The sequence below is a fragment of the Acidisoma silvae genome (assembly GCF_020618775.1).
Classification (GTDB): Bacteria; Pseudomonadota; Alphaproteobacteria; order Acetobacterales; family Acetobacteraceae; genus Acidisoma; species Acidisoma silvae.
This window is the reverse complement of record NZ_JAESVB010000001.1, coordinates 294,623-320,047: the sequence shown is the minus strand read 5'-3', so window position 1 is coordinate 320,047 and position 25,425 is coordinate 294,623. Positions and strand designations below refer to the sequence as shown.

26 protein-coding genes are annotated in these 25,425 nt (G+C 63.5%); 12 read left to right on the top strand and 14 right to left on the bottom strand.

The window, feature by feature from the left end; genetic code table 11:
• The first annotated feature begins 6 nt into the window (after window positions 1–6).
• From ASILVAE211_RS01495 to ASILVAE211_RS01475, 5 genes are all read left to right on the top strand, one after another.
• Complete coding sequence (locus tag ASILVAE211_RS01495) at window positions 7–1,128, top strand: tetratricopeptide repeat protein (protein WP_227319515.1); 1,122 nt, start codon at window positions 7–9, stop codon at window positions 1,126–1,128.
• On the top strand, window positions 1,085–1,816 hold the full coding sequence (locus tag ASILVAE211_RS01490; RefSeq protein ID WP_319799524.1) for a sulfotransferase family protein: 732 nt from the start codon (window positions 1,085–1,087) through the stop codon (window positions 1,814–1,816). The genes ASILVAE211_RS01495 and ASILVAE211_RS01490 overlap by 44 nt, the downstream gene beginning before the upstream one ends.
• 121 nt (window positions 1,817–1,937) lie before the next feature.
• Window positions 1,938–3,557 carry an electron transfer flavoprotein-ubiquinone oxidoreductase gene (locus ASILVAE211_RS01485; protein ID WP_227319514.1) on the top strand — a complete coding sequence of 540 codons (1,620 nt, stop codon included), beginning with the start codon at window positions 1,938–1,940 and terminating at the stop codon, window positions 3,555–3,557.
• 23 nt (window positions 3,558–3,580) lie between these two features.
• Complete coding sequence (locus ASILVAE211_RS01480) at window positions 3,581–3,886, top strand: DUF1244 domain-containing protein (RefSeq protein ID WP_227319513.1); 306 nt, start codon at window positions 3,581–3,583, stop codon at window positions 3,884–3,886.
• A 209-nt stretch (window positions 3,887–4,095) separates the two neighbouring features.
• Complete coding sequence (locus tag ASILVAE211_RS01475; RefSeq protein ID WP_227319512.1) at window positions 4,096–4,368, top strand: DUF2312 domain-containing protein; 273 nt, start codon at window positions 4,096–4,098, stop codon at window positions 4,366–4,368.
• A 43-nt stretch (window positions 4,369–4,411) separates the two neighbouring features.
• Here the strand turns inward: ASILVAE211_RS01475 and ASILVAE211_RS01470 are convergent, their stop codons facing one another.
• Window positions 4,412–4,891, bottom strand: coding sequence for a peroxiredoxin (locus ASILVAE211_RS01470; RefSeq protein ID WP_227319511.1), 480 nt, complete (start codon window positions 4,889–4,891; stop codon window positions 4,412–4,414).
• Window positions 4,892–5,011: 120 nt separating this feature from the next.
• Between ASILVAE211_RS01470 and ASILVAE211_RS01465 the strand changes: the two genes are divergently transcribed.
• Complete coding sequence (locus ASILVAE211_RS01465; protein WP_227319510.1) at window positions 5,012–5,659, top strand: YqgE/AlgH family protein; 648 nt, start codon at window positions 5,012–5,014, stop codon at window positions 5,657–5,659.
• A gap of 124 nt (window positions 5,660–5,783) precedes the next feature.
• Here the strand turns inward: ASILVAE211_RS01465 and ASILVAE211_RS01460 are convergent, their stop codons facing one another.
• A complete protein-coding gene (locus ASILVAE211_RS01460) occupies window positions 5,784–6,350 on the bottom strand; it encodes a MarR family winged helix-turn-helix transcriptional regulator (protein WP_227319509.1) in 567 nt (188 codons plus the stop codon).
• A 115-nt stretch (window positions 6,351–6,465) separates the two neighbouring features.
• On the bottom strand, window positions 6,466–7,725 hold the full coding sequence (hisD, locus tag ASILVAE211_RS01455) for a histidinol dehydrogenase (protein ID WP_227319508.1): 1,260 nt from the start codon (window positions 7,723–7,725) through the stop codon (window positions 6,466–6,468).
• A gap of 250 nt (window positions 7,726–7,975) precedes the next feature.
• Between hisD and ASILVAE211_RS01450 the strand changes: the two genes are divergently transcribed.
• Window positions 7,976–8,746 carry an SDR family NAD(P)-dependent oxidoreductase gene (locus ASILVAE211_RS01450; RefSeq protein ID WP_227319507.1) on the top strand — a complete coding sequence of 257 codons (771 nt, stop codon included), beginning with the start codon at window positions 7,976–7,978 and terminating at the stop codon, window positions 8,744–8,746.
• 441 nt (window positions 8,747–9,187) lie between these two features.
• On the opposite strand, the gene rbfA is transcribed toward ASILVAE211_RS01450, so the two are convergent.
• The 5 genes from rbfA to rimP form a co-directional block, all read right to left on the bottom strand.
• Entirely contained in the window at window positions 9,188–9,598 is a 411-nt protein-coding gene (gene rbfA, locus ASILVAE211_RS01445) for a 30S ribosome-binding factor RbfA (RefSeq protein ID WP_227319506.1), read from the bottom strand.
• The gene (gene infB / locus ASILVAE211_RS01440; protein WP_227319505.1) at window positions 9,595–12,291 is read right to left on the bottom strand and encodes a translation initiation factor IF-2; all 2,697 of its coding nucleotides are present in this window, start codon (window positions 12,289–12,291) and stop codon (window positions 9,595–9,597) included. The genes rbfA and infB overlap by 4 nt, the downstream gene beginning before the upstream one ends.
• Window positions 12,292–12,293: 2 nt before the next feature.
• Window positions 12,294–12,947: an RNA-binding protein gene (locus ASILVAE211_RS01435; RefSeq protein ID WP_227319504.1), complete on the bottom strand. Its 654-nt coding sequence runs from the start codon at window positions 12,945–12,947 to the stop codon at window positions 12,294–12,296.
• Between the two features lie 49 nt (window positions 12,948–12,996).
• On the bottom strand, window positions 12,997–14,520 hold the full coding sequence (gene nusA / locus ASILVAE211_RS01430) for a transcription termination factor NusA (protein WP_227319503.1): 1,524 nt from the start codon (window positions 14,518–14,520) through the stop codon (window positions 12,997–12,999).
• Between the two features lie 89 nt (window positions 14,521–14,609).
• A complete protein-coding gene (rimP, locus tag ASILVAE211_RS01425) occupies window positions 14,610–15,143 on the bottom strand; it encodes a ribosome maturation factor RimP (protein WP_227319502.1) in 534 nt (177 codons plus the stop codon).
• A gap of 313 nt (window positions 15,144–15,456) precedes the next feature.
• Between rimP and ASILVAE211_RS01420 the strand changes: the two genes are divergently transcribed.
• Window positions 15,457–16,068 carry a YbhB/YbcL family Raf kinase inhibitor-like protein gene (locus ASILVAE211_RS01420; RefSeq protein ID WP_227319501.1) on the top strand — a complete coding sequence of 204 codons (612 nt, stop codon included), beginning with the start codon at window positions 15,457–15,459 and terminating at the stop codon, window positions 16,066–16,068.
• A 239-nt stretch (window positions 16,069–16,307) separates the two neighbouring features.
• Entirely contained in the window at window positions 16,308–17,480 is a 1,173-nt protein-coding gene (locus ASILVAE211_RS01415) for an acyltransferase family protein (protein ID WP_227319500.1), read from the top strand.
• Here the strand turns inward: ASILVAE211_RS01415 and trmB are convergent.
• The 5 genes from trmB to ASILVAE211_RS01390 form a co-directional block, all read right to left on the bottom strand.
• Window positions 17,425–18,051, bottom strand: coding sequence for a tRNA (guanine(46)-N(7))-methyltransferase TrmB (gene trmB, locus ASILVAE211_RS01410; protein ID WP_319799523.1), 627 nt, complete (start codon window positions 18,049–18,051; stop codon window positions 17,425–17,427). The genes ASILVAE211_RS01415 and trmB overlap by 56 nt on opposite strands.
• Before the next feature lie 77 nt (window positions 18,052–18,128).
• The gene (metK, locus tag ASILVAE211_RS01405; protein WP_227319499.1) at window positions 18,129–19,316 is read right to left on the bottom strand and encodes a methionine adenosyltransferase; all 1,188 of its coding nucleotides are present in this window, start codon (window positions 19,314–19,316) and stop codon (window positions 18,129–18,131) included.
• 95 nt (window positions 19,317–19,411) lie between these two features.
• Window positions 19,412–20,173, bottom strand: coding sequence for a 4-hydroxy-tetrahydrodipicolinate reductase (dapB, locus tag ASILVAE211_RS01400; RefSeq protein WP_227320102.1), 762 nt, complete (start codon window positions 20,171–20,173; stop codon window positions 19,412–19,414).
• 27 nt (window positions 20,174–20,200) lie between these two features.
• Window positions 20,201–20,923, bottom strand: a complete 723-nt coding sequence (phbB, locus tag ASILVAE211_RS01395) for an acetoacetyl-CoA reductase (RefSeq protein ID WP_227319498.1) — start codon at window positions 20,921–20,923, stop codon at window positions 20,201–20,203.
• 126 nt (window positions 20,924–21,049) lie between these two features.
• A complete protein-coding gene (locus tag ASILVAE211_RS01390) occupies window positions 21,050–22,108 on the bottom strand; it encodes a glycosyltransferase family 4 protein (protein WP_227319497.1) in 1,059 nt (352 codons plus the stop codon).
• Between the two features lie 231 nt (window positions 22,109–22,339).
• Here ASILVAE211_RS01390 and ASILVAE211_RS01385 point away from each other — a divergent pair, with 231 nt between their 5' ends.
• Genes ASILVAE211_RS01385 through ychF form a run of 3 tightly spaced genes read left to right on the top strand, consistent with a single transcriptional unit; the run spans window position 22,340 to window position 24,726 of the window.
• Window positions 22,340–23,014 carry a 50S ribosomal protein L25/general stress protein Ctc gene (locus ASILVAE211_RS01385; RefSeq protein WP_227319496.1) on the top strand — a complete coding sequence of 225 codons (675 nt, stop codon included), beginning with the start codon at window positions 22,340–22,342 and terminating at the stop codon, window positions 23,012–23,014.
• A 39-nt stretch (window positions 23,015–23,053) separates the two neighbouring features.
• Window positions 23,054–23,632, top strand: coding sequence for an aminoacyl-tRNA hydrolase (pth, locus tag ASILVAE211_RS01380; protein ID WP_227319495.1), 579 nt, complete (start codon window positions 23,054–23,056; stop codon window positions 23,630–23,632).
• Complete coding sequence (gene ychF, locus ASILVAE211_RS01375; RefSeq protein WP_227319494.1) at window positions 23,632–24,726, top strand: redox-regulated ATPase YchF; 1,095 nt, start codon at window positions 23,632–23,634, stop codon at window positions 24,724–24,726. The genes pth and ychF overlap by 1 nt, the downstream gene beginning before the upstream one ends.
• Window positions 24,727–24,817: 91 nt before the next feature.
• Here ychF and ASILVAE211_RS01370 read toward each other — a convergent pair whose 3' ends face one another.
• A complete protein-coding gene (locus tag ASILVAE211_RS01370; protein ID WP_227319493.1) occupies window positions 24,818–25,423 on the bottom strand; it encodes a pyridoxamine 5'-phosphate oxidase family protein in 606 nt (201 codons plus the stop codon).
• Window positions 25,424–25,425: the final 2 nt, after the last annotated feature.

The following is a 25,425-nucleotide window of genomic DNA, read 5'->3' as shown; positions in this document are numbered from 1 at the left end:
GCTGTCGTGGACGGAGACTGTAGCTGTGGCAGCGGGCTGAGATGGCAGCGCTGCTGCGGCTGGCGCCCCGTCGACCGCACTGGCCCGCGCGCCCTTGCCCGTTTGCAGCCCCTGACCGACGAGGCAGCGCGCCTGATCGCGGCAGGACAAAGCGCCGAGGGCGAGGCGCTGCTGCTGGATGCGCTGGACCTCGGCCCCGACCATCTGCCCGCTTTGCTGCATCTGGCGGCCCTGCGGCTGGCCCAGCAACAAGCACCGGCAGCCGAGATGCTGTGGCAGCGCGTGCTGCGGCTGACCCCCAACCATCTGGCTGCCACGCTCTCGCTCGGAACCAGTCTGCTCGGGCGTGGCAAACTGGCCGAGGCGGAAGCCCAGGCGCGCAACGCCATCCGCATCGCGCCGGAAAGCCCCGCCGCCCATAACCTGATGGGCATGATCCTGACGGAAGACAATCGCCCGCAAATCGGGGAATATCACTACCGTCGCGTGCTGGCGCTGTCGGCCGCGCGCGACCCCATCCTGCTCGCCAATCTCGCCTGGAACTTGAAGGCGCAGGGCCGGATGGAGGAAGCGCGCAGGCTGTATCGCGACTCTCTGGGCATGGCGCCGACCGTGCGGCAGACGCTGCTGGGTTTCGCGCGGCTGGAAGAGGCGGATCGGCAGTTTGACGCGGCGCGAGCCGTGCTGGACGTCAGCGATATTGCCTATCCGAACGATCCGCAGGTCCGGCTGGCGCGCGCCGTGCTTCTGGGCCGCACGGGCCAGCGGGAGGAGGCGATTGCCCTGATCGACCGTCTGGCCGAAGGCGCGGGCCTCGGTCCCGCCGAACTGCTCGAAAAAGGCAGGCTACTCGACAAGCTTGGTCGCTTTGAGGATGCCTGGGCCGCTTTCGCGGCCGGGCAAGCAGCGGGCCATGACGCTATCCGGCCAGACCTATCAGGACGCGGCGGCGGCGGGGATGATCGCGCGTCTGCTGGGATTTTTCACGGCCTCCCGCCTCAGCCTTCTGCCCAGGGCCGGCCTGCGCGCGGGCGAAGCGCAGCCGATCTTCATTCTCGGCTTCCCTCGGTCCGGCACGACGCTGGTGGAACAGAGCCTGTCGGCCCATCCCATGATCGCCGCCGGTGACGAATTGCCGCTGATCCATGACCTGACGGAGACATTGCCCCGGCTGCTGGGCAGCCCGCTGGCCTATCCCGAAGCGCTATCCGAACTCTGGATGGGCGATCAACGCGAGGGGCTGGACCTGCTGCGCGACGTCTATCTACAGCGCAGCCGGCAGATGGGCATCGGCCAGGCGCCCGGCACCCATTATTTCACCGACAAGATGCCGCTGAACGAAACCCATCTCGGCCTGATCGCGCTGATGTTTCCGGCCTCGCCGCTGATCCATGTCATCCGCCACCCGTTGGACATCATGGTTTCAGCCTTCTCGAATCATTTCACCCATGGCTTTTGCTGTGCGACGGCTTTGGAAACGGCGGCCCTGCACTACGCCCGCATCTTCGACCTCGTCGCGCATTATCGCGCGGAGATGCCGGGCATCCGCTACCGCGCCATTCGCTACGAGGACATCGTCCTGCGGCAGGAGGAAAGCCTGCGCGGCCTGTTTGACGTCATCGGGGTGGATTTCGACCCTGCCTGCCTCACCTTCCACAGCAACCGCCGCTACGCCCGCACGGCGAGCTATGCCCAGGTGACGGAGCCGCTCTATGACCGCTCGGTCGGCCGCTGGCGGCAGTATCGCCGCCATCTGGAGCCGGTCCTGCCTATTCTGGCGCCCGCCATGGCGCAGCTCGGCTACGACGTTTCCTGACCGGCTGGCCGACTAACCTGATCAAGTCATGACGGCCCCGCTTGCGCAGCATGAGGGTGAGAGGGCATCACTCTCTGCATTCAGGGTAAATTACGGCGGATTGGACGGGGTCGGACAGGCTATGCAGCGCGAATCGATGGAATTCGACACGGTGATCGTCGGCGCTGGGCCGGCAGGGCTTGCGGCGGCCATCCGCCTGAAGCAGCTGGAACCCGATGCCTCGGTCTGCGTCGTGGAAAAAGGCAGTGAGGTCGGCGCCCATATCCTGTCGGGCGCGGTCATTGAGCCGCGCGCCCTGGAAGAACTGCTGCCGAACTGGCGCGAGCTGGACAGCCCATTGCAGACGGAAGCGAAGGACGACCGCTTTTACTTCCTGACCGAGACGAAGGCCTTCCGTCTGCCGACGCCGCCGCAGATGCATAACCATGGCAATTACATCGTCTCTCTCGGCGACGTCGTGCGCTGGCTTGGCGCGCAGGCGGAAGCGCTGGGCGTCGAAATCTATCCCGGCTTCGCAGCGGCCGAGATTCTGGAAGAGAACGGCCGCATCGTCGGCATCGCGACCGGCGACATGGGCATCGGCAAAACCGGCGACGCCGGTCCCAATCATCAGCCCGGCATGGAATTGCGCGCGCCCTACACGCTCTTCGCGGAAGGATGCCGCGGCAGCCTGACGAAGCAGCTCATGGCCCGCTTCAGCCTGCGCGACGGTGTCGACCCGCAGACCTACGGCCTCGGCATCAAGGAGCTCTGGGAAATCCCGAATGCCAAGCATCAGAAGGGGTTGATTGAACATACCTTCGGCTGGCCGATGGATAACGAGACCTATGGCGGCTCCTGGCTGTACCATCTGGGCGACAATCTCGTCTCTTACGGCTTCGTCATCGGGTTGGACTACAAAAACACCTGGATCTCCCCTTTCGAGGAAATGCAGCGCCTGAAGGCGCATCCGCATGTGGCGAAGCATTTCGAGGGTGGGCGCCGCATCGCCTATGGCGCGCGCGCGCTCAGCGAAGGCGGATTGCAGTCGATTCCGCGCCTCACCTTCCCCGGCGGCGCGCTGCTGGGCGACGCCGCCGGCTTCCTCAATGTGCCCAAGATCAAGGGCACCCATGCCGCCATGAAATCCGGCATGATGGCGGCGGAAGCGGTGGCGGAAGCGCGGGCGGCGTCCAAGGCCGAACCCGCAACCTTCACCGACAAGCTGAAAGCGAGCTGGCTGCATACGGAACTGTCCGCCGTGCGCAATATCCGCCCGTCCTTTGCGAAGTTCGGCAATTTCGGTGGCTTCCTCTATTCCGCCGTCGATACCATGCTGTTCCGTGGCAAGGCGCCCTGGACCCTGCATCACACCCATAGCGACAACGAAGTGCTGCAACCGGCCTCCGAAGATCGCCGTATCGCCTATCCCAAGCCGGATGGTGTGCTGACCTTCGACCGCCTGTCCTCGGTCTTCATGAGCAATACCAACCACGAGGAAGACCAGCCGGTGCATCTGCGCCTGCGCGATGCCTCGAAATGGCTGACCGAGAATTGGGAGAAGTATCAGAGCCCGGAAAGCCGCTACTGCCCGGCCGGGGTCTATGAAGCCGTCGGCATCGCCGAAGGCCGGCCGCATCTGCAAATCAATGCGCAAAACTGCGTGCATTGCAAAACCTGCGACATCAAGGATCCGACGCAGAATATCGACTGGGCCGTGCCGGAAGGCGCCGGCGGCCCCAATTACCCCGGCGGCATGTGACCGTTTTGTCAGGAGGCGAGGCTGTGGACGACAATACCCGTATTTCGCTGGAGGCCGCCGCCTTCCGCAGCCTGATCGAGCATCTTCAGACCCGCACGGATGTGCAGAATATCGACCTGATGACGCTTGCCGGCTTTTGCCGCAATTGCCTGTCGCGCTGGTATCGGGAAGCGGCGGAGGCGCGCGGCCTGCCGCTGACGGATGCCACCGCGCGCGAGCATATCTACGGCATGCCTTATAAGGAATGGCAGGAGAAGTATCAGACGCCGGCCACGGATGCGCAGAAGGCTGCCTTCGCCGCCGCCGAGCTCAAGAAACCGTCCGCGTGACATGTTCAAACGCGAGCAAGCGCTTTGATCGGATTAACGATGACCAGTCAAGCCCGGCCTGCCGCCGCGCCGCCGTTATGGCATAATGGCCGCCGCCCGCATGGCGGATGCCAGACAATCGTGATCCGTTACCCTGATTGACCCCGGGCCGCTCGACGGGTTACGTCGCCCGCCCGGATTAGACTATCTGCATTCCAAGGAGTTCGCCCATGGCGTTCGATGCCACTGAAACCACCGACGCCGCTTCCCAGGGCAATATCGCGGCCGACCGCCTGCGCAGCATCATCGAGCGGATCGAGCGGCTGGAAGAGGAACGCAAGGCTCTCGCCAGCGATATCAAGGACATCTACGCCGAGGCGAAGTCCGCCGGCTTCGATGTGGCCGTGCTGCGCCAGCTGATCCGCATCCGCAAGCAGGAGCCGGCCGAGGTCGAGGAGCAGGAGACCCTGCTGGACGTCTATCGCCGCGCGCTGGGCATGTAAGGTCTCGGCCAGGGCGGCTGCCCTGGCCTTACCTTTCTGCCGCTCAGAGCGCCGCCAGGACCGTCTCGGCCTTGCTCGCCTCGAAGGCACCGCCTTCTTCGACGCCAAGATGGGTCACAACCCCGTTCTTGGCGATCAGCGCATAGCGCTGCGAGCGCACGCCCATGCCGCGTGCGACCAGATCCAGCTCCAGGCCCACGGCCTTCGCGAAGTCGCCCGAGCCGTCGGCCAGCATGACAACCTTGCCTTCGACGCCCTGGTCCTTGCCCCAGGCCCCCATCACGAAGGCATCGTTCACGGCGATGCAGGCGATGGTGTCGACGCCCTTGTCGAAGAAGGCCTGGGCATTTTCGACGAAGCCCGGCAGATGGCGCGCGCTGCAGGTCGGCGTGAAGGCGCCCGGCACCGCGAAGAGCACAACCGTCTTGCCAGCGAAAATCGCATTGGTCGTGGTCTGCTCGGGGCCGCCGGCCGTGGCAGCCGTGACCGTGACGTCCGGGATGGTGTCACCGACTTTGATCATGCGTGGCGTCCTTTATGGAAGAGGAGACGACAGCTCTAGTCCTGGCAGGCTGGCCTGTCACCTGCGCGGCAATTGCCCCGCCCGCTTGCGTAGGCGGGCCGAAAGGCCAAATACTGCTGCATGAGCAGACGCCCCCCATCGAAAGCCGCGACCGGGCCCGCCACCGGCCTGGCCGATAACAGCCAAGTCCCCGCTGATCTGGCGCATCGGGCAGCCGACCGTCTGGCTGGCCAGATTTTGATCGCCATGCCGAGCCTGGCCGACCCAAATTTCAATCAAACGGTCATCCTTGTCTGTGCGCATGGCGAGGACGGGGCCATGGGCCTGATCCTCAACCGCTCGGTCGAAAAGCCGAATTTCAGCGGTTTGATGAAGCAGTTGGATATTCAGCCCAATCCCCCGGCGCGCGAAATTCGGCTCTGTGCTGGTGGTCCGGTCGAGAATGTCCGCGGCTTCGTGCTGCATACCGCCGACTGGATGGCGGAGAACAGCCTGGCCGTCGACGGCGGCTATGGGCTGACCACAAGCCTTGACGTGCTGAAGGCCATCGCCGAGGGCGACGGTCCGCGACAGGGACTGCTGGCGCTCGGCTATGCCGGCTGGGGCCCTGGTCAGCTGGAGGCTGAACTCGGCGACAATGCCTGGCTATCGGTCGCGGCCGATGAGGGCCTGATCTTCGACGCCGATAATGCATCCCGCTGGCGGCGCGCCATGGGCAAGCTGCATATCGATCCCCTGCTGCTGTCGCCCACGGCCGGTCACGCCTGACAGCCCAAACGGCCGAACCATCGCCCACCACAACAAACGCCCGGCCAAACAGGCCGGGCGTTTTCTTTGAAGGCTGGTTCTTTAAAGGCTGGCAGGTTGAGTAGACCTTAGTCTGCCGAAGCGATTACTCGCTGGCGGCAGCCTTCGTACGGCGCGTGCCTTTCGGTGCCGCGTCCGTCAGCCCTGCGGCAGCCTTGGACAACGACGTCAGCAGGCTGATCAGCATATCCACCTGCTTGGGCGAAAACTCCGCCAGCAGCTGTTCCTCGCGCGCTATCGCCGCCTGGGCGATGCGGTCATGCAAGCGGCGCCCCTTCGCCGTCAGCGCGGTCGCCCGCGAGCGGCCGCTGGTGTCGCGCGACAGGACAAGGCCCTGCTCTTCCATGCGCGCGAGGCTGCGGCTGACCGCTGCCTTATCAAGGCCCGCATTCTTGCAGAGAATCGGCGACGTGATCCAAGGATCCGCAGCGAGCGCCACCAGAATATGCCATTCCGATAGCCCAATGGTGTAGTGCTTTCGATAGAAGCGCGATGCGCCGCCCTCAAGCTTGTTGGCAACTGCACGCACCAGACCCGGCACATAACGGTCAGCCGCGATCACCGGCCCCGCAGAAGCCTTGGCCGCAGCAGTCGATTCTGTCGTGCGAGACGTTTCCGCCCGCTTCGTTTTAGTCGTTTGGCGATCAACCATGAGCTATTCCCCCTCATTTTGCACTGCTCTCCCGGAAAACCGTCCGAGAGATATTAAACCGCATGACTCCCAACCTGCCGCTAGGGCGAAAGCCATCTCATCCGTTAGACCTAATCTAAGACAGTAGATCTTTGCGCTTAGCTGACACAGCAAGTGCGTGTCCCGAGAAGCCTTCATACTCGGCCAAAGCCTTTGCGTGTTGAGCGAGTACATCATAGCCGGATTTCGTTACATAACCAACAGAAGATCGTTTCATATAGTCGAAGACCGAAAGTGGCGACGCCGTGCGCGCCGCCCCACCCGTCGGCAACACCGCATTTGGCCCCAGGAGATAATTTCCAAGGGTAACCGGCGTATAAGAACCCAAGAGTACCTCGCCCGCGTTTCTGATACGTCCGAGAATAGACATTGGTTGTTCTGTCAGAATCTCCAGGTGCTCGGGCGCATAGGCGTTAACGAAATCAATCGCCTGGTCCAGATCGCGCGTCAGGACGACGCCGCCACGTGGACCGGTCAGCACCGCGCGGGAGAAAGCAACGCGCCCCGGCTCCATATCCGCCCAATGACCGGGCAGGGCCGCAATCGCTTCCTGTGCGACGCGCGCGCTGGACGTCACCAACCAGGCTGAGGAATCGGGGCCGTGTTCGGATTCAATGATCAGATCAAGGGCTGCCAAGGCACCGCTGACGCTGTCATCCGTCAGAATGATGGACTCGCTCGGCCCAGCCGGAACGCCGGGATCGATCCGCGTCGAGAGCAACCGCTTTGCGGCCACAACCCAAGGACTGCCCGGACCCACGATCTTGTTACAGCGCGGCACCGTCTCCGTGCCGAAGGCGACCGCCGCCACCCCCTGCGCGCCGCCGCACTTATAGATCTCCCGGATGCCGGCGAGCTTGGCCGCGACCAGCGTTCCGGCGTCCACCTCTCCATCGGGACCGGGCGGCGTGATGATGATCGGGCGCGCAACGCCGGCGACCACAGCAGGTACTGCGGTCATAACCGTCACGCTCGGAAAAGAGCCTTTGCCGCGCGGCACATAGCAGGCAACCGATTCGATCGGCAGAAATCGATCCCCCGCCCAGGCGCCGGGATGCATTTCCTTCAGCCACATTTCCTCGGGGCGCTGCGCTTCATGGAATCGCCTGACGGCATCAATCGCAACTTCGATTGCACGAACGACGGGCTGCGGAACTTTGTTGAAGGCATCCTCAATATCCGCATCCGTCGCGCGCAGAGATGCGAGGTCTCCCTCAACTTTGTCGAATTCCCGCGCAAAACGGCGCAGCGCGGCGTCACCCTCGGTGCGCACAGCTTCGATAATATGCGCGGCGCCATCAAGAAAGCGCGTCAGATCGGCTTCCGTGCGTGCCAAAAGCTCCGCCGGTATAGAATCGCGATCGGAGATATCGTGGAAATTAACCGGTTCCGATGTCAAACCAACCTCACTATTAAACCGAACAATGCAACCCTGGGGCTGCGCTTATCCCTCAGATTCTGTCCACTCGCCCATATCGCATTAATGCCTAATCCTAGACATGAAAGCACGGCAAGTTTTCCGCCTTAGCGCTTTTTAACCGCGTTGCGTTTCCACGTCCCTGCTCAAACAACCGAGGCAAGCTGCCATGAAATGCCCCAGCTTCTCACTTGATAACCAAACGGCCCTGGTGACAGGCGCGGCACGCGGCATCGGCCAGGCGATTGCCATAGCCCTTGCCCAGGCTGGCGCCGATGTCATTGTCGCTGCGCGTGACAGGAGCAAGCTTGATGAGACGGAATCCCTGATCGCCGCGGTCGGCGGCCGGTCGCAATCCGTCACCCTGGATGTATGCGACAACGAAAGCATCAAAACCTGTTTCGAAAAACTGTCTCCGCGACTTAACATTCTCGTCAACAACGCCGGAATCGAGGAAGTTCGCGAATCCCTGGATGTAGATCTAATACTTTGGGATAGGATTTTGCAGACCAATCTCAGGGGCAGTTTCTTTTGCGCCCAGGCGGCCGCCCGCCGGATGATCACTGAAAATGGTGAAACGCACGGTGGCAGTATTCTCAATCTTTGTTCTCTCACCTCGGAAGTCGGCATTCCGGGGGCGGTTCCATACGGTGCATCCAAAAGCGGCCTGCAAGGCATGACTCGCGCTCTCGCGGCAGAATGGGGACCAATGGGTATCCGCGTCAACGGTATCGGACCCGGGTATTTCCAGACGGCGATGACTGCGCCCTTTTACGCCGACGCCAACTGGCAAGAACGCATGCGCGGCAAAATTCCGCTCGGCCGCTTCGGTCGCATGGAGGATTTGATGGGGACCGCGGTCTTTCTCTGTTCCGATGCCGCCGCCTATATCACGGGGCAGGTACTCTATGTTGATGGCGGAACGCTCGCGGCGCTCTAGCCCATATCACGATCGAAGAAGCTTGAGGCTTCCCTCGCATATTTTCGCTATCAAAATCTCATTTCCATCATCAGCAATAATGGCGTCGTTGTTTTTAATTAATCAGATTATTGATCTGTCTACCAAAATGACGATGCCTGGGCAGAGTACGATGCCAATACAAATCTCTTTGCCCAAGCCCCTTATTGTCTGATCGCATTGACCGGAATCGGCGCTGACGGCGCATAGCCGGCCCAGGCTTGCGCCATCAGGACTCCAGGCATGACGGCGCCCAGATGCCTCCAGGCGCCGAGCAGAGGGCGTTCGCAAGCCCGCATCGTCTCCAGAACAGGTGGCGCTTGGCCCGTCGCGGGCGTCCGCGCGCGGGACAAAACGAAAAGGCCGCCCGGCGGATTGCACGGGCGGCCTTTCGGCAGATTTCGATAGGAATAGAAGGACGGTTTAGCCGGCTGTATCGGCCTCACGGTCCAAGTCCCGCACCACTTCCGGCCGATGCAGCAGGGTATTCACCTCCATCGCATAGTCGATCGAGGTATCGGCCATGAAGGAAATCTCTGGCGCCACGCGAAGACGCAGAGACTTGGCCAGCTGGCCGCGCAGGAAGGGCGCTACCCGCTTAAGCGCGGGCAGCAGCTTATCGACGTCGCTGCGCCCCAGGCGGGTGACATAGGCGGTCGCCTTGCGCAGATCGGGGCTGATACGGACTTCCGTCACGGTAATGACGATGCCGGTCAGCTCATGATCCCGAATGGTATCGCGGGCGAAGATGTCCGCCAGAAGATGGCGGACTTCTTCAGCAACGCGAAGCTGCCGTTGAGACGGAGCAGCCGAGGAACGGGATGCTGCCTTCACGCCGGCACCAGTTCCCGCTCATAGCATTCCACCATGTCGCCTTCGCGCAGGTCCTGGAAGCCCGCGAAGGACAGACCGCATTCATAGCTGCGGGCCACTTCCTTCACATCGTCCTTGAAGCGCTTGAGCTGGGACAGCTCGCCCTCGTGGATGACCACATTGTCGCGCAGCAGGCGAACGCCGGCGCCACGACGGACCACACCTTCGGTGACCATACAGCCTGCGACCTTGCCCGACTTGGTGATGTCGAAAACCTTGCGGATCTCGGCATAGCCCAGGAAGTTTTCGCGCACCTTCGGTGCCATCCGGCCACGAACCAGCTTTTCGACGTCGTCCGCCACATCATAGATGATGCTGTAGTAGCGGATATCGACGCCTTCGCGCTGGGCCAGTTCGCGCGCCTGGCTGGTCGCACGGACATTGAAGGCCACGATGACAGCGCTGGACGCCTTGGCGAGCTGGATGTCGCTTTCCGAGATCTGGCCGACACCGGCCAGCAGCACGCGCACCTTCACTTCCTCATTGGCGAGCTTGAGCACCGTCGCCTGAAGGGCTTCGGAGCTACCCTGCACATCGGCCTTGATGACGACGCCCACTTCCTTCTGCACGCCAGCCTGAATGCGAGCGAGCATCTGATCGAGCGTGCCGCGACCCGCCATGGCACCGGCAGCCGCCTTGTCGCGCAGCTTGCGCTGGCGGAATTCGGCGACTTCACGGGCACGCGGTTCGTCGTCGACGACGGTAAAGGTCTCGCCAGCGGCCGGGACCGCCGAAAGACCCAGAACTTCCACCGGCACGGAAGGACCGGCCGTCTTCACGTTCTGGCCGTTCCAGTCGATCAGCGCGCGGACACGGCCGTATTCGGCACCGGCGACGAGAATATCGCCCGTCCACAGCGTGCCTTTCTGCACCAGAACCGTCGCAACCGGGCCACGGCCGCGATCGAGTCGGCTTTCGATGACCACGCCTTCGGCGTCACGCGTCGGATTGGCCTTTAGGTCGAGAACTTCAGCCTGGACCAGAATGGCATCCTCAAGCGCCTCGAGACCGGTGCGCTTCAGCGCGGAGACGTGAATCTCCTGCGTGTCGCCGCCCAGGCTTTCGACCACGATCTCATGCTGCAACAGCTCGTTGCGCACGCGATCGGGGTTGGCACCCGGCTTATCCATCTTATTGATGGCCACGATCATCGGCACATTGGCAGCCTTGGCATGGCTGATCGCCTCGATCGTCTGCGGCATGACGCCGTCATCGGCCGCCACCACCAGCACCACGATATCGGTGACGCTCGCGCCGCGAGAACGCATGGCCGTGAAGGCCGCATGGCCCGGCGTATCGATGAAGGTGATCTTCTGGCCACGCGCCGTCGTGATCTGATAGGCGCCGATATGCTGAGTGATGCCACCCGCCTCGCCCGCCGCGACATCCGTATGCCGGAGCGCATCGAGAAGGCTGGTCTTGCCGTGATCGACATGGCCCATGATGGTCACGACCGGCGGCCGCACCATCAGATCTTCTTCGTCATCGACCTCGCCTTCGAGACCGATTTCGACATCGCTCTCGGACACGCGCTTCACGCGATGGCCGAATTCCTGAACGATCAGTTCAGCGGTATCGGCATCGATCGACTGGGTGATCGTCGCCATGACACCCATTTTCATGAGCGCCTTGACCACATCGCCGGCCCGGGCGGCCATACGGCTCGCCAGTTCCTGAACGGTGATCATTTCCGGCAGCACGACGTCGCGCACGACCTTCACCTGATCGGCACGCAGACGCTCCAGCTCGGCCTGACGGCGCTCGCGGTCACGCTGGCGGCGGACCGAGGCGATGCTGCGCACGCGCTCGTCATCACCTTCGATTGCAGCCTGAACGTTGATCTTGCCGGTACGGCGGCGATCATCCGTGCCCTTCTTGGGGGCGACGACGGGCGGCTTGCGGGCCGGCAGCACGCTGCCACCGGGACGGCGAACCGGGCGGGATTCTTCATCCTCCTCACCGGCACGGCCGGCGGGCTTCAGACGCAGAGTCTCGGCCGGAGCGCGCGGCGGTTGAGCCGGCGCACGAGCGGCAGGTGCGCCGCCTGTCGGATTCGGAACCTGACGGGCGGGAGACGGCGATGCCTGCTGGGCGCCGCCGGCCGCAACCGGACGACGCGCCGGCTGATCGTCCGCCGGCTTGCGTTCGATCTGCTCGGCAACCCGACGGTCCGCCTCTTCGGCTGCCTTGCGGCCTGCCTCTTCCTTCTCAAGACGGGCCTCTTCCTCGGCCGCCTTGCGGGCTTCTTCCTCACGGCGGCGCGCTTCTTCGGCAGCCGAGAGGATCATGATTTTTTCGCGTTCGCGGGCTTCCGCCTCTCGCTTCGCGGCGTCGCGCTTCTGATCTTCCAGCACGCGCTGGCGGATCGCGAGTTCGCTCGCGGTCAGGGCACGCCCTGTCCCACTCGAACCCTGCCGGCCACCGCCCTGAGGACGGCCACCGCCGCCGGAGGCTGCCGGACCGGGAGAAGGAGAGGCCGGCGGCGGAGCGCCAGGCGCCCTCTTTTTCCGCACTTCGACCTGTACTACCTTGGAACGGCCGTGGCTGAAGCTCTGGCGCACGGAACCCGCGTCCACGGTCCGCCCCAGTTCCAAACGACCCGCAGGTCGCAGGGACAATCTAGCCTTGCCGTCTTGGTCTTTCGTATCGCTCAATGTCATCCGCCCGGTTGATCAGCATCGGCCCTGGTGCGGCTCATACCGGCCAGGCGCTCACTCTCAGTCAGCAGCATCGTCGCCAGCCGCCCAGCTGATACCGCTATATGCACGGCGTGGTCTCGCCCGAAAATCTGCCCCAATGCCGCAGCCGGCAAGGGAGTGACGACGGGAACCACGCGTCCATTCAATAATCTGGCCCTTTCGTCGGCGCTGCCGTCAGAAGCCTGAACGACAACCGCCGCGCGATCCGCGACCAGCCACTCTCGCGCTTTGGTAAATCCACTCACGGCCTGACCAGCGCGCCGGGTCATGCCTAAAACCTCAATCACTCTTCGCTTGAGCGCTGCCTCGATGATGGACGGCAATTCGACCGGCACCAGCACCTCCGCACGTGCAGCACGTGCGAAAGCTTTTCGAGCGAGAGCGGTATCTAACACATCTCGGCGCGCGCTCAACCACATTCCCCGTCCGGGCAGCTTTGCCGAGAGGTCAGGGACAATCGTGCGGTCGGGGCCCAAAACGAATCGGATCATCACGGCCGGGGATTGGCGTTCCCGCGTCACGATGCAGCGACGGAGGGGCCCACGCTCCTCCATCATGTCCGCATCATCGTCTTCCACGTCATCGACAGGCACCGACATTTCGGCACCCATCGACTCCCGCGGACATTCGCCGGCAGGCGTCGTCAGACGATCAAGATACTCATTCTGCGTCGGGCTCAGAGCTGCCGTCCTCCGGAAACCAATGCGCCCGCGCCTGCATGATGATTTCGTTCGCCGTTTCCTCATCAAGGCCGGTGCCGACGATTTCCATCAGTTCGTCAGACGCGAGATCGGCAAGATCGTCGAGCGTCTTCACGCCCTTCTCACCGAGCGCGACCAGGGTCTGCGCGCTGAAGATTTCGAAGGACGCGACATCGTCGGTCACACCCAGCGCCACGCGCTTGTCTTCCAGCTCGCGGTCACGGCGGGTGATGAATTCCTCGGCACGGCGAATAAGTTCGCCACCGACATTCTCGTCGAACCCTTCGATGGAGGCGATTTCCTCGATCGGCGTATAGGCAAGTTCTTCCAGCGTGGTGAAGCCTTCGGTCACCAGCAGGCCAGCGATAACGTCGTCGACGTCCAGCGCCTCGACGAAGAGGCCCGAGCGGCGGCGGAATTCTTCCTGGCGGCGCTCGCTTTCCTCGGCTTCGGTCAGGATGTCGATATCCCAACGCGTCAGCTGGCTGGCGAGACGCACATTCTGGCCACGGCGGCCGATGGCCAGCGAGAGCTGGGTATCGGGCACCACAACTTCAACGCGCCCGGTTTCCTCTTCCATCACCACCTTGGTGACTTCGGCCGGCGCCAGCGCATTCACGACGAAGGTCGCGGCCTGCGGGCTCCACGGAATAATGTCGATCTTCTCGCCCTGCAGTTCCTGCACCACGGCCTGAACGCGGCTGCCGCGCATGCCGACGCAGGCGCCGACCGGATCGATCGAGGCGTCACGGCTGATCACCGCCATCTTGGCGCGGCTGCCCGGGTCACGGGCAACGGCCTTGATTTCGATGATGCCGTCATAGATTTCCGGCACCTCCTGCGCGAAGAGCTTGGCCAGGAAGCCGGGATGGGTGCGGCTGAGGAAGATCTGCGGGCCGCGCGGCTCTTCACGCACATCATAGATGAAGGCCCGGACGCGGTCGCCGTTGCGGAAGCTTTCACGCGCAATCAGCTCGTCGCGGCGCAGCAGCGCCTCGGCGCGGCCGAGATCGACCATGAGGTTGCCGTATTCGGTGCGCTTGACGACGCCGTTGACGATTTCGCCGACGCGGTCCTTGAATTCCGAGAACTGGCGGCGGCGCTCATATTCGCGCACGCGCTGCACGATGACCTGCTTCGCCGTCTGGGCCGCGATACGGCCGAAATCGATCGGCGGCAGCGGGTCGATGATGAATTCGCCGAGGCTGATCTCGGGCTTGAACTTCAGCGCGATATGCAGCGGAATCTGGGTGTCTTCGTTCTCGGCCGTCTCGACCACTTCCGTCCAGCGCGAGAGGCGCACATCGCCGGTCTTGCGGTCGATGGTGGCGCGAATGTCCTTCTCGTGCCCGTATTTCGCGCGGCCGGCCTTCTGGATCGCCTGTTCCATGGCTTCCAGAACTTCGTCGCGGTCGATGGATTTTTCACGCGCGACGGCGTCGGCAACCAATAGAAGCTCAGGACGGGCTATCGCGGTATCCATGGGCGGGGCCTCTCAGAAACGTCTAAAGCTATATCCGGCCTGGCGACATCGGCGCCGGATCGGTCGGTAAAAGCAATCAGGGCAGATCGTCAGTGCAAATCGGGCGCAGCGGACTTGGCGGTCGCTTCGATCAGCGCGTCGGTCAGAACCAGCCTGGCGGTCTTGATATCGATCAGCGGAAAAATCACTTCGCTGCCGTCTTCAAGACGAAGCCGTGCCTGCCCTTCCGTCGCACCCAGAACGACACCGGAAAAGCGACGGCGCCCATCCAGGGTCGGCACCGACATTTCCACCTTCGCGGCGTGGCCGGAAAAGCGATTCCAGTCGCGCGCCCGCGTCAGCGGCCGGTCGATGCCAGCGGAGCTTACCTCTAAAGTCCAAGCGCCGGGCACAATATCTTCAACGTCCAGCACGGCGCCGATCTGGTGACTGATCGTCTCGCAGTCTTCGACCGTGATCAGCGCACCATCGGCGCGGTCAGCCATGATCTGAACGGTGGGACGCTCGCGACCCAGCATGCGGACGCGGACCAGTTCAAAGCCCATCGCCGCAAGGCGGGGCAGGATAATATCCGCCAGACGCGCATCAAAGCCCGTGTGGTGCGGCGTGTTATCAGGGGTCATCACGACATCGGTCACAGCAAAACAGGCGGCCTTTTGGGCCACCCCCGTCCAAACCAGCGGTAAAGGGAAGAATAGCGATATAGGGGGCATGGTTCGGCGGTGCAAGCCAGAAGCGGGTTCTGCAGGGCAGACCCAGGCTCAACGCGCCCTGCACGGCTCTTGCCAAGCCTGGGCTGCCGCCGCTAAACGGCTGCCCACAAACAATAAAAAAGGCGGCCACAAGGCCACCCTTTCAGTTTCTTGGATGTTATCCCCAACTTTGCGCCGGAGTTATTGTTGCGTGAAGGATAGCCCGCAACGCAGGACCCTGCCAATGACTTTGCGCATTCTGGGCCACCGCCTCCCGCGAAGCCGCCATGCGGCGAAATCATTGCTGCTTTGCACCATTACCTTGGCCCTGGCTGTCGTTCTCGCCCCGCAAAGCCAGGCGGCGACTGAACATTTTGCCCTGACGAGCCCGACGATCCACTCCGGCTCCGTGATGCCAGATGAAAATGTCGGCCTGCGCGACGATTGTCATGGCGGCAATCGCTCGCCCGCTCTCGCCTGGTCGCACGCGCCGGAGGGCACCGCGAGCTATGCCATCAGCATGGCCGATCTGGACGCCAAAGTCGGCGTCGTCTGGCTGTGGATGATGTTCAATCTGCCGCCGACGACGACATCGCTGCCGGCGAATGCAGCGGCGGATGCGACCCTGCTGCCGGCGGGTGCCGCGCAATCGCGCAATGGATTCGATACGGTGGGCTATAGCGGCCCTTGCCCCCGCAAGGGCAAAATCCCGCATCATTATCTGATCACGGTTTGGGCGCTGAATGCCGGGCATCTGACCTTCAAAAACGGCACGCCCGCCCAGACGGTTGCGATCTTCCTGCGCCGCCACGCGCTCGGCCATGCCAGCCTGACGCCGTTTTACGGCACTCACTGACCGCATCGCACATCTAGGGTCCGTCAGAGTTAGATCGAATCATCGCAAAAGTAGTCATGCCGCGGGCGGCCCAGCCCGGCCCCCGAGCCGGGCATCCAGACCTTGTGGCGCCTAAATATGGATCGCCAGGTCAAGCCCGGCGATGACGAAGATAAGGCTGCTTCTGCTAAAACCTGACAGGCTATAGCCAAGCCGGCTTGAATTTCATAACGTAATCGTTACGTTGTGAAGGAAACGCCATGGCCGGTCGATTGCTGGCGCTGGACGGGCTGCGCGGCACACTGGCGCTTTATGTCCTCGCGGGGCATACGCTGCCTTTCCTCGCTCTGCCGCCGAGGCTGGGCGGCCTGCGCCCTGCCTTCTCCCACGGTCATGCGGCGGTCGCGCTTTTCTTCATGCTCAGCGGACTTGTCATCCTCGGTTCTGTCGAGCGGGCCTTGTCCCAGCCGCAACCGATCACGCGCTTTCTGTTGGCGCGCGCTGGCCGGTTGCTGCCGGTCTATGGCGCGGCGCTGGCTCTGGCCGTGGTCGCGCTTAGCCTGGGCAACCCTTTCACGGCCATGCCTTGGCTGCCCACCGGCAGCGCCGCGCGCGACATGATGGAAAGCGCTTGGCCGGCAGACTGGCCCTTGCATCTCGCTGGCCATGCTCTGCTGCTGCAAGGCCTTCTGCCCCCCGCGCTGCTGCCCGATGCGACGTTTTCGATTCTCGGCCCCGCGTGGAGCCTCAGCACGGAGTGGCAATTCTATGCCCTGGAGGCGCTGGCGATGGCAGCGCTGGGAGAACGGGCTACCGATCCCTGGGCTTTGCCCGCCTGGGTCATCGTGCTGCTGCTGCTGGGCGTGATCGGATTAGCCAGCGCCGACCTGCCGTCATCCTGGCAATGCGGTCGTGGTTTCCTGCCAAAGGAATCCTGGTTCTTCGCACTCGGCATCGCCAGCTTTGCGCTGCAACGCCAGCCCACCGCCGCATCGGCCCGCATCCTCATGGCCGTCACACTGGTCGCCGCCTGCGTGATGAGCGGAATTGAGACAAAACCGGCGGCGGCCCTGGCGCCTCTGGTCTGGCTCCTGTGCTTCGCCTGCCAGAGTCCGGCATCGACGCCGCCCTTCGCCCGCTCTGCGGTCGCTCTTGGATACCGGTTGCTGACCGCGCCGGTGCTGCTGTGGACAGGGCGGATATCCTACCCGCTCTATCTCAGCCACGCGCCGATGCAGCGTTTGCTGATGCTATGGCTGGCGCCCCGCGCCGAAGGCGACTGGCATCGCTTCACTTGGTCCTTTGCAGGACCGGCCATCGCGCTGCCGCTGCTGGTGGCGCTGATTCTGCATCACGGCCTGGAAAAGCCGCTGCGACTCAGACTGTCGCTTTACGCGTCAGCGTCCAATACATCGGCTGCCGGCCCTCTCTGAGCGCCTTGGCCTCATAGCGCGTCGGCGGCCAGCCGTCCGGCCGCTCCAGCGCTGGCGCCGCGACCTCGAACTGATCCTGCGCCGCCATCACCTCGGTCGTCCAATTCTGGTAGGTCGGATCGTCCGTCGCGATGCGCCAGATACCACCGGGCCGGATCACCCGCGCCGCGACCGCGATATTGGCCGGATGCACGAAGCGCCGCTTGGCATGACGCGCCTTCGGCCAAGGGTCAGGAAACATCAGGTAGAGGCGGGACAGCACGCCATCCGGCAACTGAGTCAGCAAATGCCGCGCATCCTCAGCCCAGATCCGCAGATTGGCGGGAAGGTCCGGCACAGCCTCTGTCCCGTCATCCGGCACCAGGGCCGAGAGCATCGAGCAGATACCATTCTCGAAGACTTCGCAGGCGATCAGCCCAGTCTGCGGATTGGCCTCAGCCAAGGCGCGCGCATGCTCGCCGCCGCCGAAACCGACCTCGAACCAGATTTCTTCGGGATTATTCGTAAAAGCGCGTTCCGGGGCAGCGAAAGCCGCCTCCGGCACACCCAAACGCGGCAGGACCTGCTCCATGAGCCAGACCTGCCGCGGGCGCAGGGCGTGTCCGCGCTGCCGGCCGTAAAGACGGTCCGGCTGAGGCTTCGTGTCGATCAGCGGTTGAAAGCGGACTTCAGCGCCGGGACAAGATCGGTCTTTTCCCAGGTGAAGGTGCCCTTTTCCTCGTCCGGCGTGCGGCCGAAATGGCCATAGGCAGAAGTCGGCGCATAAATCGCGCGGTTGAGGTGCAGATGCTCGCGGATACCGCGCGGCGACAGGTTCACCAGCTCGCGCAGGGTCTTTTCCAGCTTCAGTTCGTTCACGTCGCGGCCCGTGCCATGCAGATCGACATAGACGGACAGCGGATGCGACACGCCGATGGCGTAAGAGATCTGTAGCGTGCACTTCTCGGCCAGACCGGCGGCGACGACGTTCTTCGCCAGATAGCGGCAGACATAGGCGGCCGAACGGTCAACCTTGGTTGGGTCTTTGCCCGAGAAGGCGCCGCCGCCATGCGGGGCCGCACCGCCGTAGGTGTCGACGATGATCTTGCGGCCGGTCAGGCCGCAATCGCCGTCCGGACCGCCAACGACGAAGGTGCCGGTCGGGTTGATGTAGATCTCGTCCTCGGACGGCATCCAGCCTTCCGGCAGGCTCGACCGGATGATCGGCAGCAGCATGTCACGGACGCGGCCGAGGCTGACGTCAGCGTCATGCTGGGTGGAGACGACGACGGAGGTCGCGCCGACGGGCTTGCCGTCGACATAGCGCAGCGTCACCTGGCTCTTGGCGTCGGGCTGTAGGCCGGCGACCGAGATGTCCTTGTTGCGGCGCAGTTCGCTGACGCGGCGCAGGATGAGATGCGAATAATACAGCGGCGCCGGCATCAGGTCTTCGGTCTCGCGGCAGGCGTAGCCGAACATGATGCCCTGGTCGCCCGCGCCTTCGTCCTTGTTGCCGGCGGCATCGACGCCGACCGCGATATCGGCGGACTGCGCATGCAGATGCACGGCCACCTCGGCATTGCGCCAGGAGAAGCCTTCCTGATCGTAACCGATATCATGCACGGCGAGACGCGCGAGATGCGCGAGATATTCGTGCGTGACGGTGTCGGGGCCACGGGTTTCGCCGGCCAGAATGATGCGGTTGGTCGTCACCATCGTTTCGCAGGCCACGCGGGCATAGGGGTCCGCCGCCAGGAACGCGTCCAGCACGGTATCGCTGATCCGGTCGGCAACCTTATCGGGATGGCCTTCGGAAACCGATTCTGACGTGAAAAGATACTCGCCGGTGTCGCGCATAAGATGCTCCGTGCTGACAGGAGGAGAATCCTCACCGACAGGCGAGGGAGTGGCGGTTTCGCCTAAAGTGGCAGGCGGGTCAACCCTTTCGGCGCTCAGCCCAGACCTAGAACATGCTTCATGGAATAGAGGCCGGGCGCTCTGTCGCGGACCCAATGCGCTGCCCTGACAGCGCCCGTGGCGAAGGTCCTGCGATCAAAAGCCCTATGTGTAAGAACGATTTGCTCGTCGGCGCCCGCGAAGAGCAGGCTATGCTCCCCAACGATCTGCCCACCCCGCAAAGCCGCGAAGCCGATGGCCCCGGTGGGGCGGGCGCCGGTATGCCCGTCCCGCCCGCTCTGCATGACGTCGCTGAGATCGACGCGCCGGCCGGCCGCGACCGCGCGACCGATGCCGATGGCCGTGCCGGATGGCGCATCCACCTTCTGGCGGTGATGCATTTCAACGATTTCGGCATCGTATTGCTCAGCCGGCAGCGCTGCCGCCATCTGTTCAGCGAGCGCCAGAACCAGTGTCACGCCGGGCGAGAAGTTCGACGCATAGACGACAGGAATCCAGCGCGCGGCCTGGGCCACCGCCGCTTCCTCCTGCGCGGAAAGCCCGGACGTGCCCAAGATCCAGGGCGTGCCGGCCGCGATCAGCACCTCGGCATGCGCTTCCGCCAGACCGGCGCGGGTGAAGTCGATCACCACGTCGCTGGCTTCGGCCAGTGCCGCGACATTCGGGAAAAGTGGCACGAGCGATTCCGCCGGCGTCGAATACCGCGTGCCGCCGACAAGGGCGGCACCGGCCGTCGCTACCTCTTCCACCAGCATCTGACCCATCCGGCCCGAAATGCCGGCAATTCCAATTCGCAAAGACATAAAGATATAAGTATCCGTTGATCAGTACATATGCTGGCCACCGTTGATCGACAGCGTCGATCCGGTGATGAAACCGCTTTCATCCGCCGTCAGGAAGACGACGCCGCGTGCGATATCCTCGGCCTGGCCCAGGCGGCCGACGGGAATGCGCGCGATGATCTTGCCGAGCACATCTTCCGGCACCGCGCGCACCATATCCGTATCGACATAGCCGGGTGCGATGGCATTGACGGTGATGCCGAAGCGCGCGCCTTCCTGAGCCAGCGCCTTGGTGAAGCCATGGATGCCGGATTTGGCGGCGGCATAGTTGACCTGCCCATATTGGCCGGCCTGGCCGTTGATGCTGCCGATATTGACGACGCGGCCGAATTTCTTGGTCTTCATGCCGTCGAAGGTCAGTTTGCAGAGGTTGAAGCAGGATCCGAGATTGGTATCGATCACCGCATCCCACATGTCGCGCGTCATGCGCGCCATGGTGCCGTCCCGGGTAATGCCGGCATTATTGACCAGAATTTCGATAGGCCCCTGCTCGGCCGAGATCTGGGCGACCGCCGCCTCGCATTCCGCGAAATCGCCGGCATCGAATTTCAGTGTCTGGATTCCCGTGGCTGCAGAGAAAGCCTCCGCCTTTTCGACATTGCCGGCATAGCTGGCAACGACCGTGCGGCCGGCTTCCTGCAAGGCGATGCTGATGGCGGCGCCAATACCGCGCGTGCCGCCGGTTACGAGTGCAACTTTCGACATGCTATTCCCCCTCGCCTCATTTTTGGCGCCCGCCGGACGAAGGTCCACGGACGCTTCAGCCTGGAGACAAGTCTAGGCGGAAACGGCGTGGATGCCAGCCGTCATTTCGAGATCGTGGCGGACATATCAATGTGACCAGCGGCCGACATCGGCACGCTTGGCGCGATAGACGACATAAAGGGTCCAAAGGACGGGCGGAATCAGCGGCACCGGCACGATCATCGGCTTGTAATGAGACGGAACAGCCAGAAAAACCCAGGCGGCGGCGGCGCCGAACAGCGTGAACCCCCAGTAAATCAGGGTGATGGCCCAGGCCGGCAGGCCGGACCGATGGGCGATCTGAAACAGATGCCCGCGATGGGCCTGGGTGATGTTCTCGCCACGCAGCAAACGGCGCACCAGGGTGAAAGCGACATCATACAGCGCGCCGGTCAGCATCATCGGCACCAGCACGAAGGAGAGTTCTGTACTTTCGAAGCGGGAGGAGGCGACGGCCAGCATGGCCAGCACGAAGCCGCAGAACTGGCTGCCGACATCCCCCATGAAGATGCGCGCGCGGGGATAGTTGAAGGGAATGAAGCCCAACACGCCGGCGGCCAGCAAGGCCGCCGCGAAATAGGTGAACCAGCCATTGGCATGGGCCGCGAAGAGGCTAAGGAAGACGCAGGTGATGAAGGTGATGCCCGAGGCCAGCCCGTTCAGCCCGTCGATGAAATTCATCGCGTTGGTCGCGAAGAGAATCCAGAACAGCGTGAAGGGAATGGCGAAAGGCCCGACATCGACGCCGCCGATATAGGGCAGATGGTAGGCCACGACATAAAGCCCGGTCAGCACCGCCGTCAGGGCGGCGGCCACCTGGGCCGCCAATTTCACGATGAAGCGGTAGTCGTAGATATCGTCCAGCAGCGCCACGAAGGCGATGGCGAAGGCCGACAGGATCATGCCCCGGAAATACGGGTCGGCCAGGCGCGCGAACCCGGCGAAGCGGTACAGGACCAGAATGCCGACCAGATAGGCCAGCACGATGCCGACGCCGCCGAGCTTGGGCGTCGGCGCTTCATGCGCCTTGCGCCCCTCGGGGTGGTCCATGACGCCAAAGGCGATCATGGCCCGGACACCGCCGGCGGACAGAACGGCCAGGCCGGCCAGAAAGATGAGGTGAAGGAGAATGGCGTGGGGGGTCATCGGACGCGGTTCTGAACGGCGGCGGACCATGACGGAAGGCCCTGCCCAGGGCAAGACGCCAGGAGATGGCATTTTCGTCATTCTTCCCAGTATTATAAGGCGCCTGCCGGAAACGGGCGGGCGGCATGCGCATAGGAAAGCTTGCCTCTGCCCGCCGCATCCGCTAAACGCCCGCCCCTGACGTCGGCACCCCTGGAGGCCGGCGTTTTATGCATTTGCAAGGAGCGAGTTATGGCCAATTTCACGTCTATTCCGGCCGAACTGCGCGAGCGGGCAGGTAAGGGGGCAGCACGCGCGACACGCCGGGCGGGGAAAGTTCCCGCCGTTATTTACGGTGCGAAGCAAGAGCCGACCCTGATTGCCCTCGAGCCGCGCGCGGTTATCAAGGAGCTGCATCGCGGTGGCTGGCGGTCCCGCCTGTATGAAGTCGATCTCGGCACCGACAAGGCCCGTGCGCTGATCCGCGACGTTCAGTTCCACCCCGTCACCGACCAGCCCGAGCATGTCGACTTTCAGCGCCTCGCCCCCGGCGAGATGATCCGCGTTGCGGTTGCCGTGTCCTTCGAAGGCGATGCGGTTTCCCCCGGCCTGAAGCGCGGCGGTGTCCTGAACGTCGTGCGTCACACGGTTGAAGTCTATGCCGACCCGGAGACGGTGCCCGAGCATTTCGTGGCCGACCTGACCGAGCTCGACATCAACGACAACGTTCGCTACTCGGACCTCAAAGGCACCGAAGGCACGCGTCCGACCATTCTCGACCGTGACTTCGTCATCGCCAGCATCGCCTCGGTTCAGCAGAACGCGGCCGACGCCGCCGAAGACGCCGCCAAGGCCGAAGCCGCTGCCGCCGCAGCCGCCGCCAAGGGTGGCAAGGGCGCTGCCAAGCCGGCCGCGAAGAAGAAGTAAGTCACGCTACGCTAACCTGAACGGGAGCCGGGTCTTCCCATGCTGCTTTGGGTCGGACTCGGCAACCCTGAGCCAGCGATGGCTCGACAGCGCCATAATATCGGCTTCATGGCGCTGGATGTGATTGCGCACCGCCACGGCTTCACGCCGTGGCGGCCGCGTTTCAAAGGCCTATTGGCCGAGGGGCGCGTGGGCGGTCAGAAAGTGCTCGCCCTCAAGCCGATGACCTATATGAATCTCTCCGGACAATCGGTGCAGCAGGCGCTCTCCTTCTTCAAGATCGAGCCCGCTGACCTGACCGTCTTTCACGACGAACTCGACCTCATCCCCGGCAAGCTGCGCGTGAAGCGGGGCGGCGGGGCGGCCGGCCATAACGGCCTGCGCAGCATCGACCAGTTGATCGGCACGCCGGAATACGGGCGCGTGCGCCTTGGCATCGGCCATCCCGGTCACAAGGATCGCGTTCACGGCTATGTTCTGGGCGATTTCGCCAAAGCCGACCAAAGCTGGCTTTTGCCCTTCCTGGATGCCGTCGCCGATAGCGCCGGTCTTCTCGCGGACGGCGAGCCGGAAAAATTCATGACCAGCGTTTCCGAAGACATGCGGAAGGTACAGTAATGGGCTTCAATTGCGGCATCGTCGGCCTGCCCAATGTCGGCAAGTCCACGCTTTTCAACGCCCTGACGGCGACCGCCGCCGCGCAGGCCGCGAATTACCCTTTCTGCACGATCGAGCCGAATGTCGGCCGCGTCGCGGTGCCCGATAAGCGCCTGCAGCCGCTGGCCACCATCGGCAAGTCGCAGAAGATTCTGCCGACCAGCCTGGAATTCGTCGATATCGCCGGCCTCGTGCGCGGTGCCTCCAAGGGCGAGGGCCTGGGCAACCAGTTCCTGGCCAATATCCGCGAGACGGATGCCATCATCCATGTCCTGCGCTGCTTCGAGGATAGCGACATCACCCATGTCGAGGGTGACATCGACCCGGTGCGCGACGCCGAGGTGGTCGAGACCGAGCTGATGCTGGCCGATCTGGAAAGCCTGGAAAAACGCCTGAACGGCTTGCAGAAGCGGGCGCGCGGCGGCGACAAGGAAAGTGCGACCCAACTCGCTCTGGTGGAGCCGATCATCGCCGCGCTGACCGAAGGCAAGCCTGCCCGCACGGCGATCCCCCTGGCCGACCGCAAGATGGCGGAACGGCTGCAACTGCTGACCGCGAAACCTGTCCTCTATGTCTGCAATGTCGAGGAAGCCTCGGCCGCGACCGGCAATGCCTTTTCGGCGAAAGTCGCGGAGATGGCGGCGCGCAACGGCGCCGCGCATGTGGTGGTCTCCGCCGCCATCGAAGCGGAAGTCAGCCAGCTGCCGGAAGAGGATCAGGGCGAATATCTGGAAGGCCTGGGCCTGACGGAAAGCGGCCTGGCCCGCGTCATCGCCGCCGGCTACGGGCTGCTGGGCCTGGCCACCTATTTCACCGTCGGGCCGAAGGAAACGCGGGCCTGGACGATTGAAAAAGGCATGAAGGCGCCGCAGGCCGCCGGCGTCATCCATGGCGATTTCGAGCGCGGCTTCATCGCCTGCGAAACCACGGCCTATGACGACTATATCGCCTATAAGGGCGAGGCCGGCGCGCGCGAAGCCGGCAAGCTGCGCATCGAAGGCAAAGAATATGTGGTGAAGGACGGCGACGTCCTGCTGTTCCGCTTTAACGTCTAACACCCGTCATGCCCGGCCTTGTGCCGGGCACCTACCCGTCGCGGCGCCCAATCGGGTAGGTCCGCGCAACAAGTGCGCGGACGACCAATACTCAGTACAGCGTCGCCTTGGTCCGCTCCGGCAGGTCGCGGTCATAGGCCGCGCCGTCGAAGGCGCCTTGGGAAATATGCTGCAAAATCTGCCCGGCGCTCGGCAGTTTTGACCGCTCCACATGCCGCGCCGGATCCCACAGGGCCGAACGCACGAAGGCTTTCGCGCAGTGGAAATAGACGCTCTCGATCGTCACCAGGATTACCGTCTTCGGCAGCTTGCCGCCGACGGAAAATCGCGAGAGCAGTTCTTCATCGTTTGAAATAACCGCACGGCCGTTGACGCGCAGGGTCTCGCCCACGCCGGGGATGATGAACAGCAGCGATATGCGCGGATCGCGGATGATATTGCGCAGATTGTCGATGCGGTTATTGCCCGGCCGATCCGGGATCGCGAGCGTCTCGTCATCCAGAATCTGCACGAAGCCCGGCGCATCGCCCTTGGGTGAGCAATCAAGCCCCTCGGGCCCCGCCGTCGCCACCATGATCATCGGCGACGCTTCGACGAAGGCGCGGTAGTCGGGGTTGAGGCGGGGAATTTCCTTTTGTAGCGAGCGCGGATTGGCCGGTCCGTAGATCGCCTCCAAAGCCTCTATCGTCTCGATCATCG

Excerpts from the sequence above, each read along its gene's own strand:
- ASILVAE211_RS01485 (WP_227319514.1), top strand. The coding sequence starts at position 1,938 with ATGCAGCGCGAATCGATGGAATTCGACACGGTGATCGTCGGCGCTGGG.
- ASILVAE211_RS01475 (WP_227319512.1), top strand. The coding sequence starts at position 4,096 with ATGGCGTTCGATGCCACTGAAACCACCGACGCCGCTTCCCAGGGCAAT.
- ASILVAE211_RS01470 (WP_227319511.1), bottom strand. The coding sequence starts at position 4,891 with ATGATCAAAGTCGGTGACACCATCCCGGACGTCACGGTCACGGCTGCC.
- ASILVAE211_RS01465 (WP_227319510.1), top strand. The coding sequence starts at position 5,012 with ATGAGCAGACGCCCCCCATCGAAAGCCGCGACCGGGCCCGCCACCGGC.
- ASILVAE211_RS01460 (WP_227319509.1), bottom strand. The coding sequence starts at position 6,350 with ATGGTTGATCGCCAAACGACTAAAACGAAGCGGGCGGAAACGTCTCGC.
- ASILVAE211_RS01450 (WP_227319507.1), top strand. The coding sequence starts at position 7,976 with ATGAAATGCCCCAGCTTCTCACTTGATAACCAAACGGCCCTGGTGACA.
- ASILVAE211_RS01435 (WP_227319504.1), bottom strand. The coding sequence starts at position 12,947 with ATGGGTGCCGAAATGTCGGTGCCTGTCGATGACGTGGAAGACGATGAT.
- nusA (WP_227319503.1), bottom strand. The coding sequence starts at position 14,520 with ATGGATACCGCGATAGCCCGTCCTGAGCTTCTATTGGTTGCCGACGCC.
- rimP (WP_227319502.1), bottom strand. The coding sequence starts at position 15,143 with ATGACCCCTGATAACACGCCGCACCACACGGGCTTTGATGCGCGTCTG.
- ASILVAE211_RS01420 (WP_227319501.1), top strand. The coding sequence starts at position 15,457 with ATGACTTTGCGCATTCTGGGCCACCGCCTCCCGCGAAGCCGCCATGCG.
- ASILVAE211_RS01415 (WP_227319500.1), top strand. The coding sequence starts at position 16,308 with ATGGCCGGTCGATTGCTGGCGCTGGACGGGCTGCGCGGCACACTGGCG.
- trmB (WP_319799523.1), bottom strand. The coding sequence starts at position 18,051 with ATGGAGCAGGTCCTGCCGCGTTTGGGTGTGCCGGAGGCGGCTTTCGCT.
- metK (WP_227319499.1), bottom strand. The coding sequence starts at position 19,316 with ATGCGCGACACCGGCGAGTATCTTTTCACGTCAGAATCGGTTTCCGAA.
- phbB (WP_227319498.1), bottom strand. The coding sequence starts at position 20,923 with ATGTCGAAAGTTGCACTCGTAACCGGCGGCACGCGCGGTATTGGCGCC.
- ASILVAE211_RS01390 (WP_227319497.1), bottom strand. The coding sequence starts at position 22,108 with ATGACCCCCCACGCCATTCTCCTTCACCTCATCTTTCTGGCCGGCCTG.
- ASILVAE211_RS01385 (WP_227319496.1), top strand. The coding sequence starts at position 22,340 with ATGGCCAATTTCACGTCTATTCCGGCCGAACTGCGCGAGCGGGCAGGT.
- pth (WP_227319495.1), top strand. The coding sequence starts at position 23,054 with ATGCTGCTTTGGGTCGGACTCGGCAACCCTGAGCCAGCGATGGCTCGA.
- ychF (WP_227319494.1), top strand. The coding sequence starts at position 23,632 with ATGGGCTTCAATTGCGGCATCGTCGGCCTGCCCAATGTCGGCAAGTCC.
- ASILVAE211_RS01370 (WP_227319493.1), bottom strand. The coding sequence starts at position 25,423 with ATGATCGAGACGATAGAGGCTTTGGAGGCGATCTACGGACCGGCCAAT.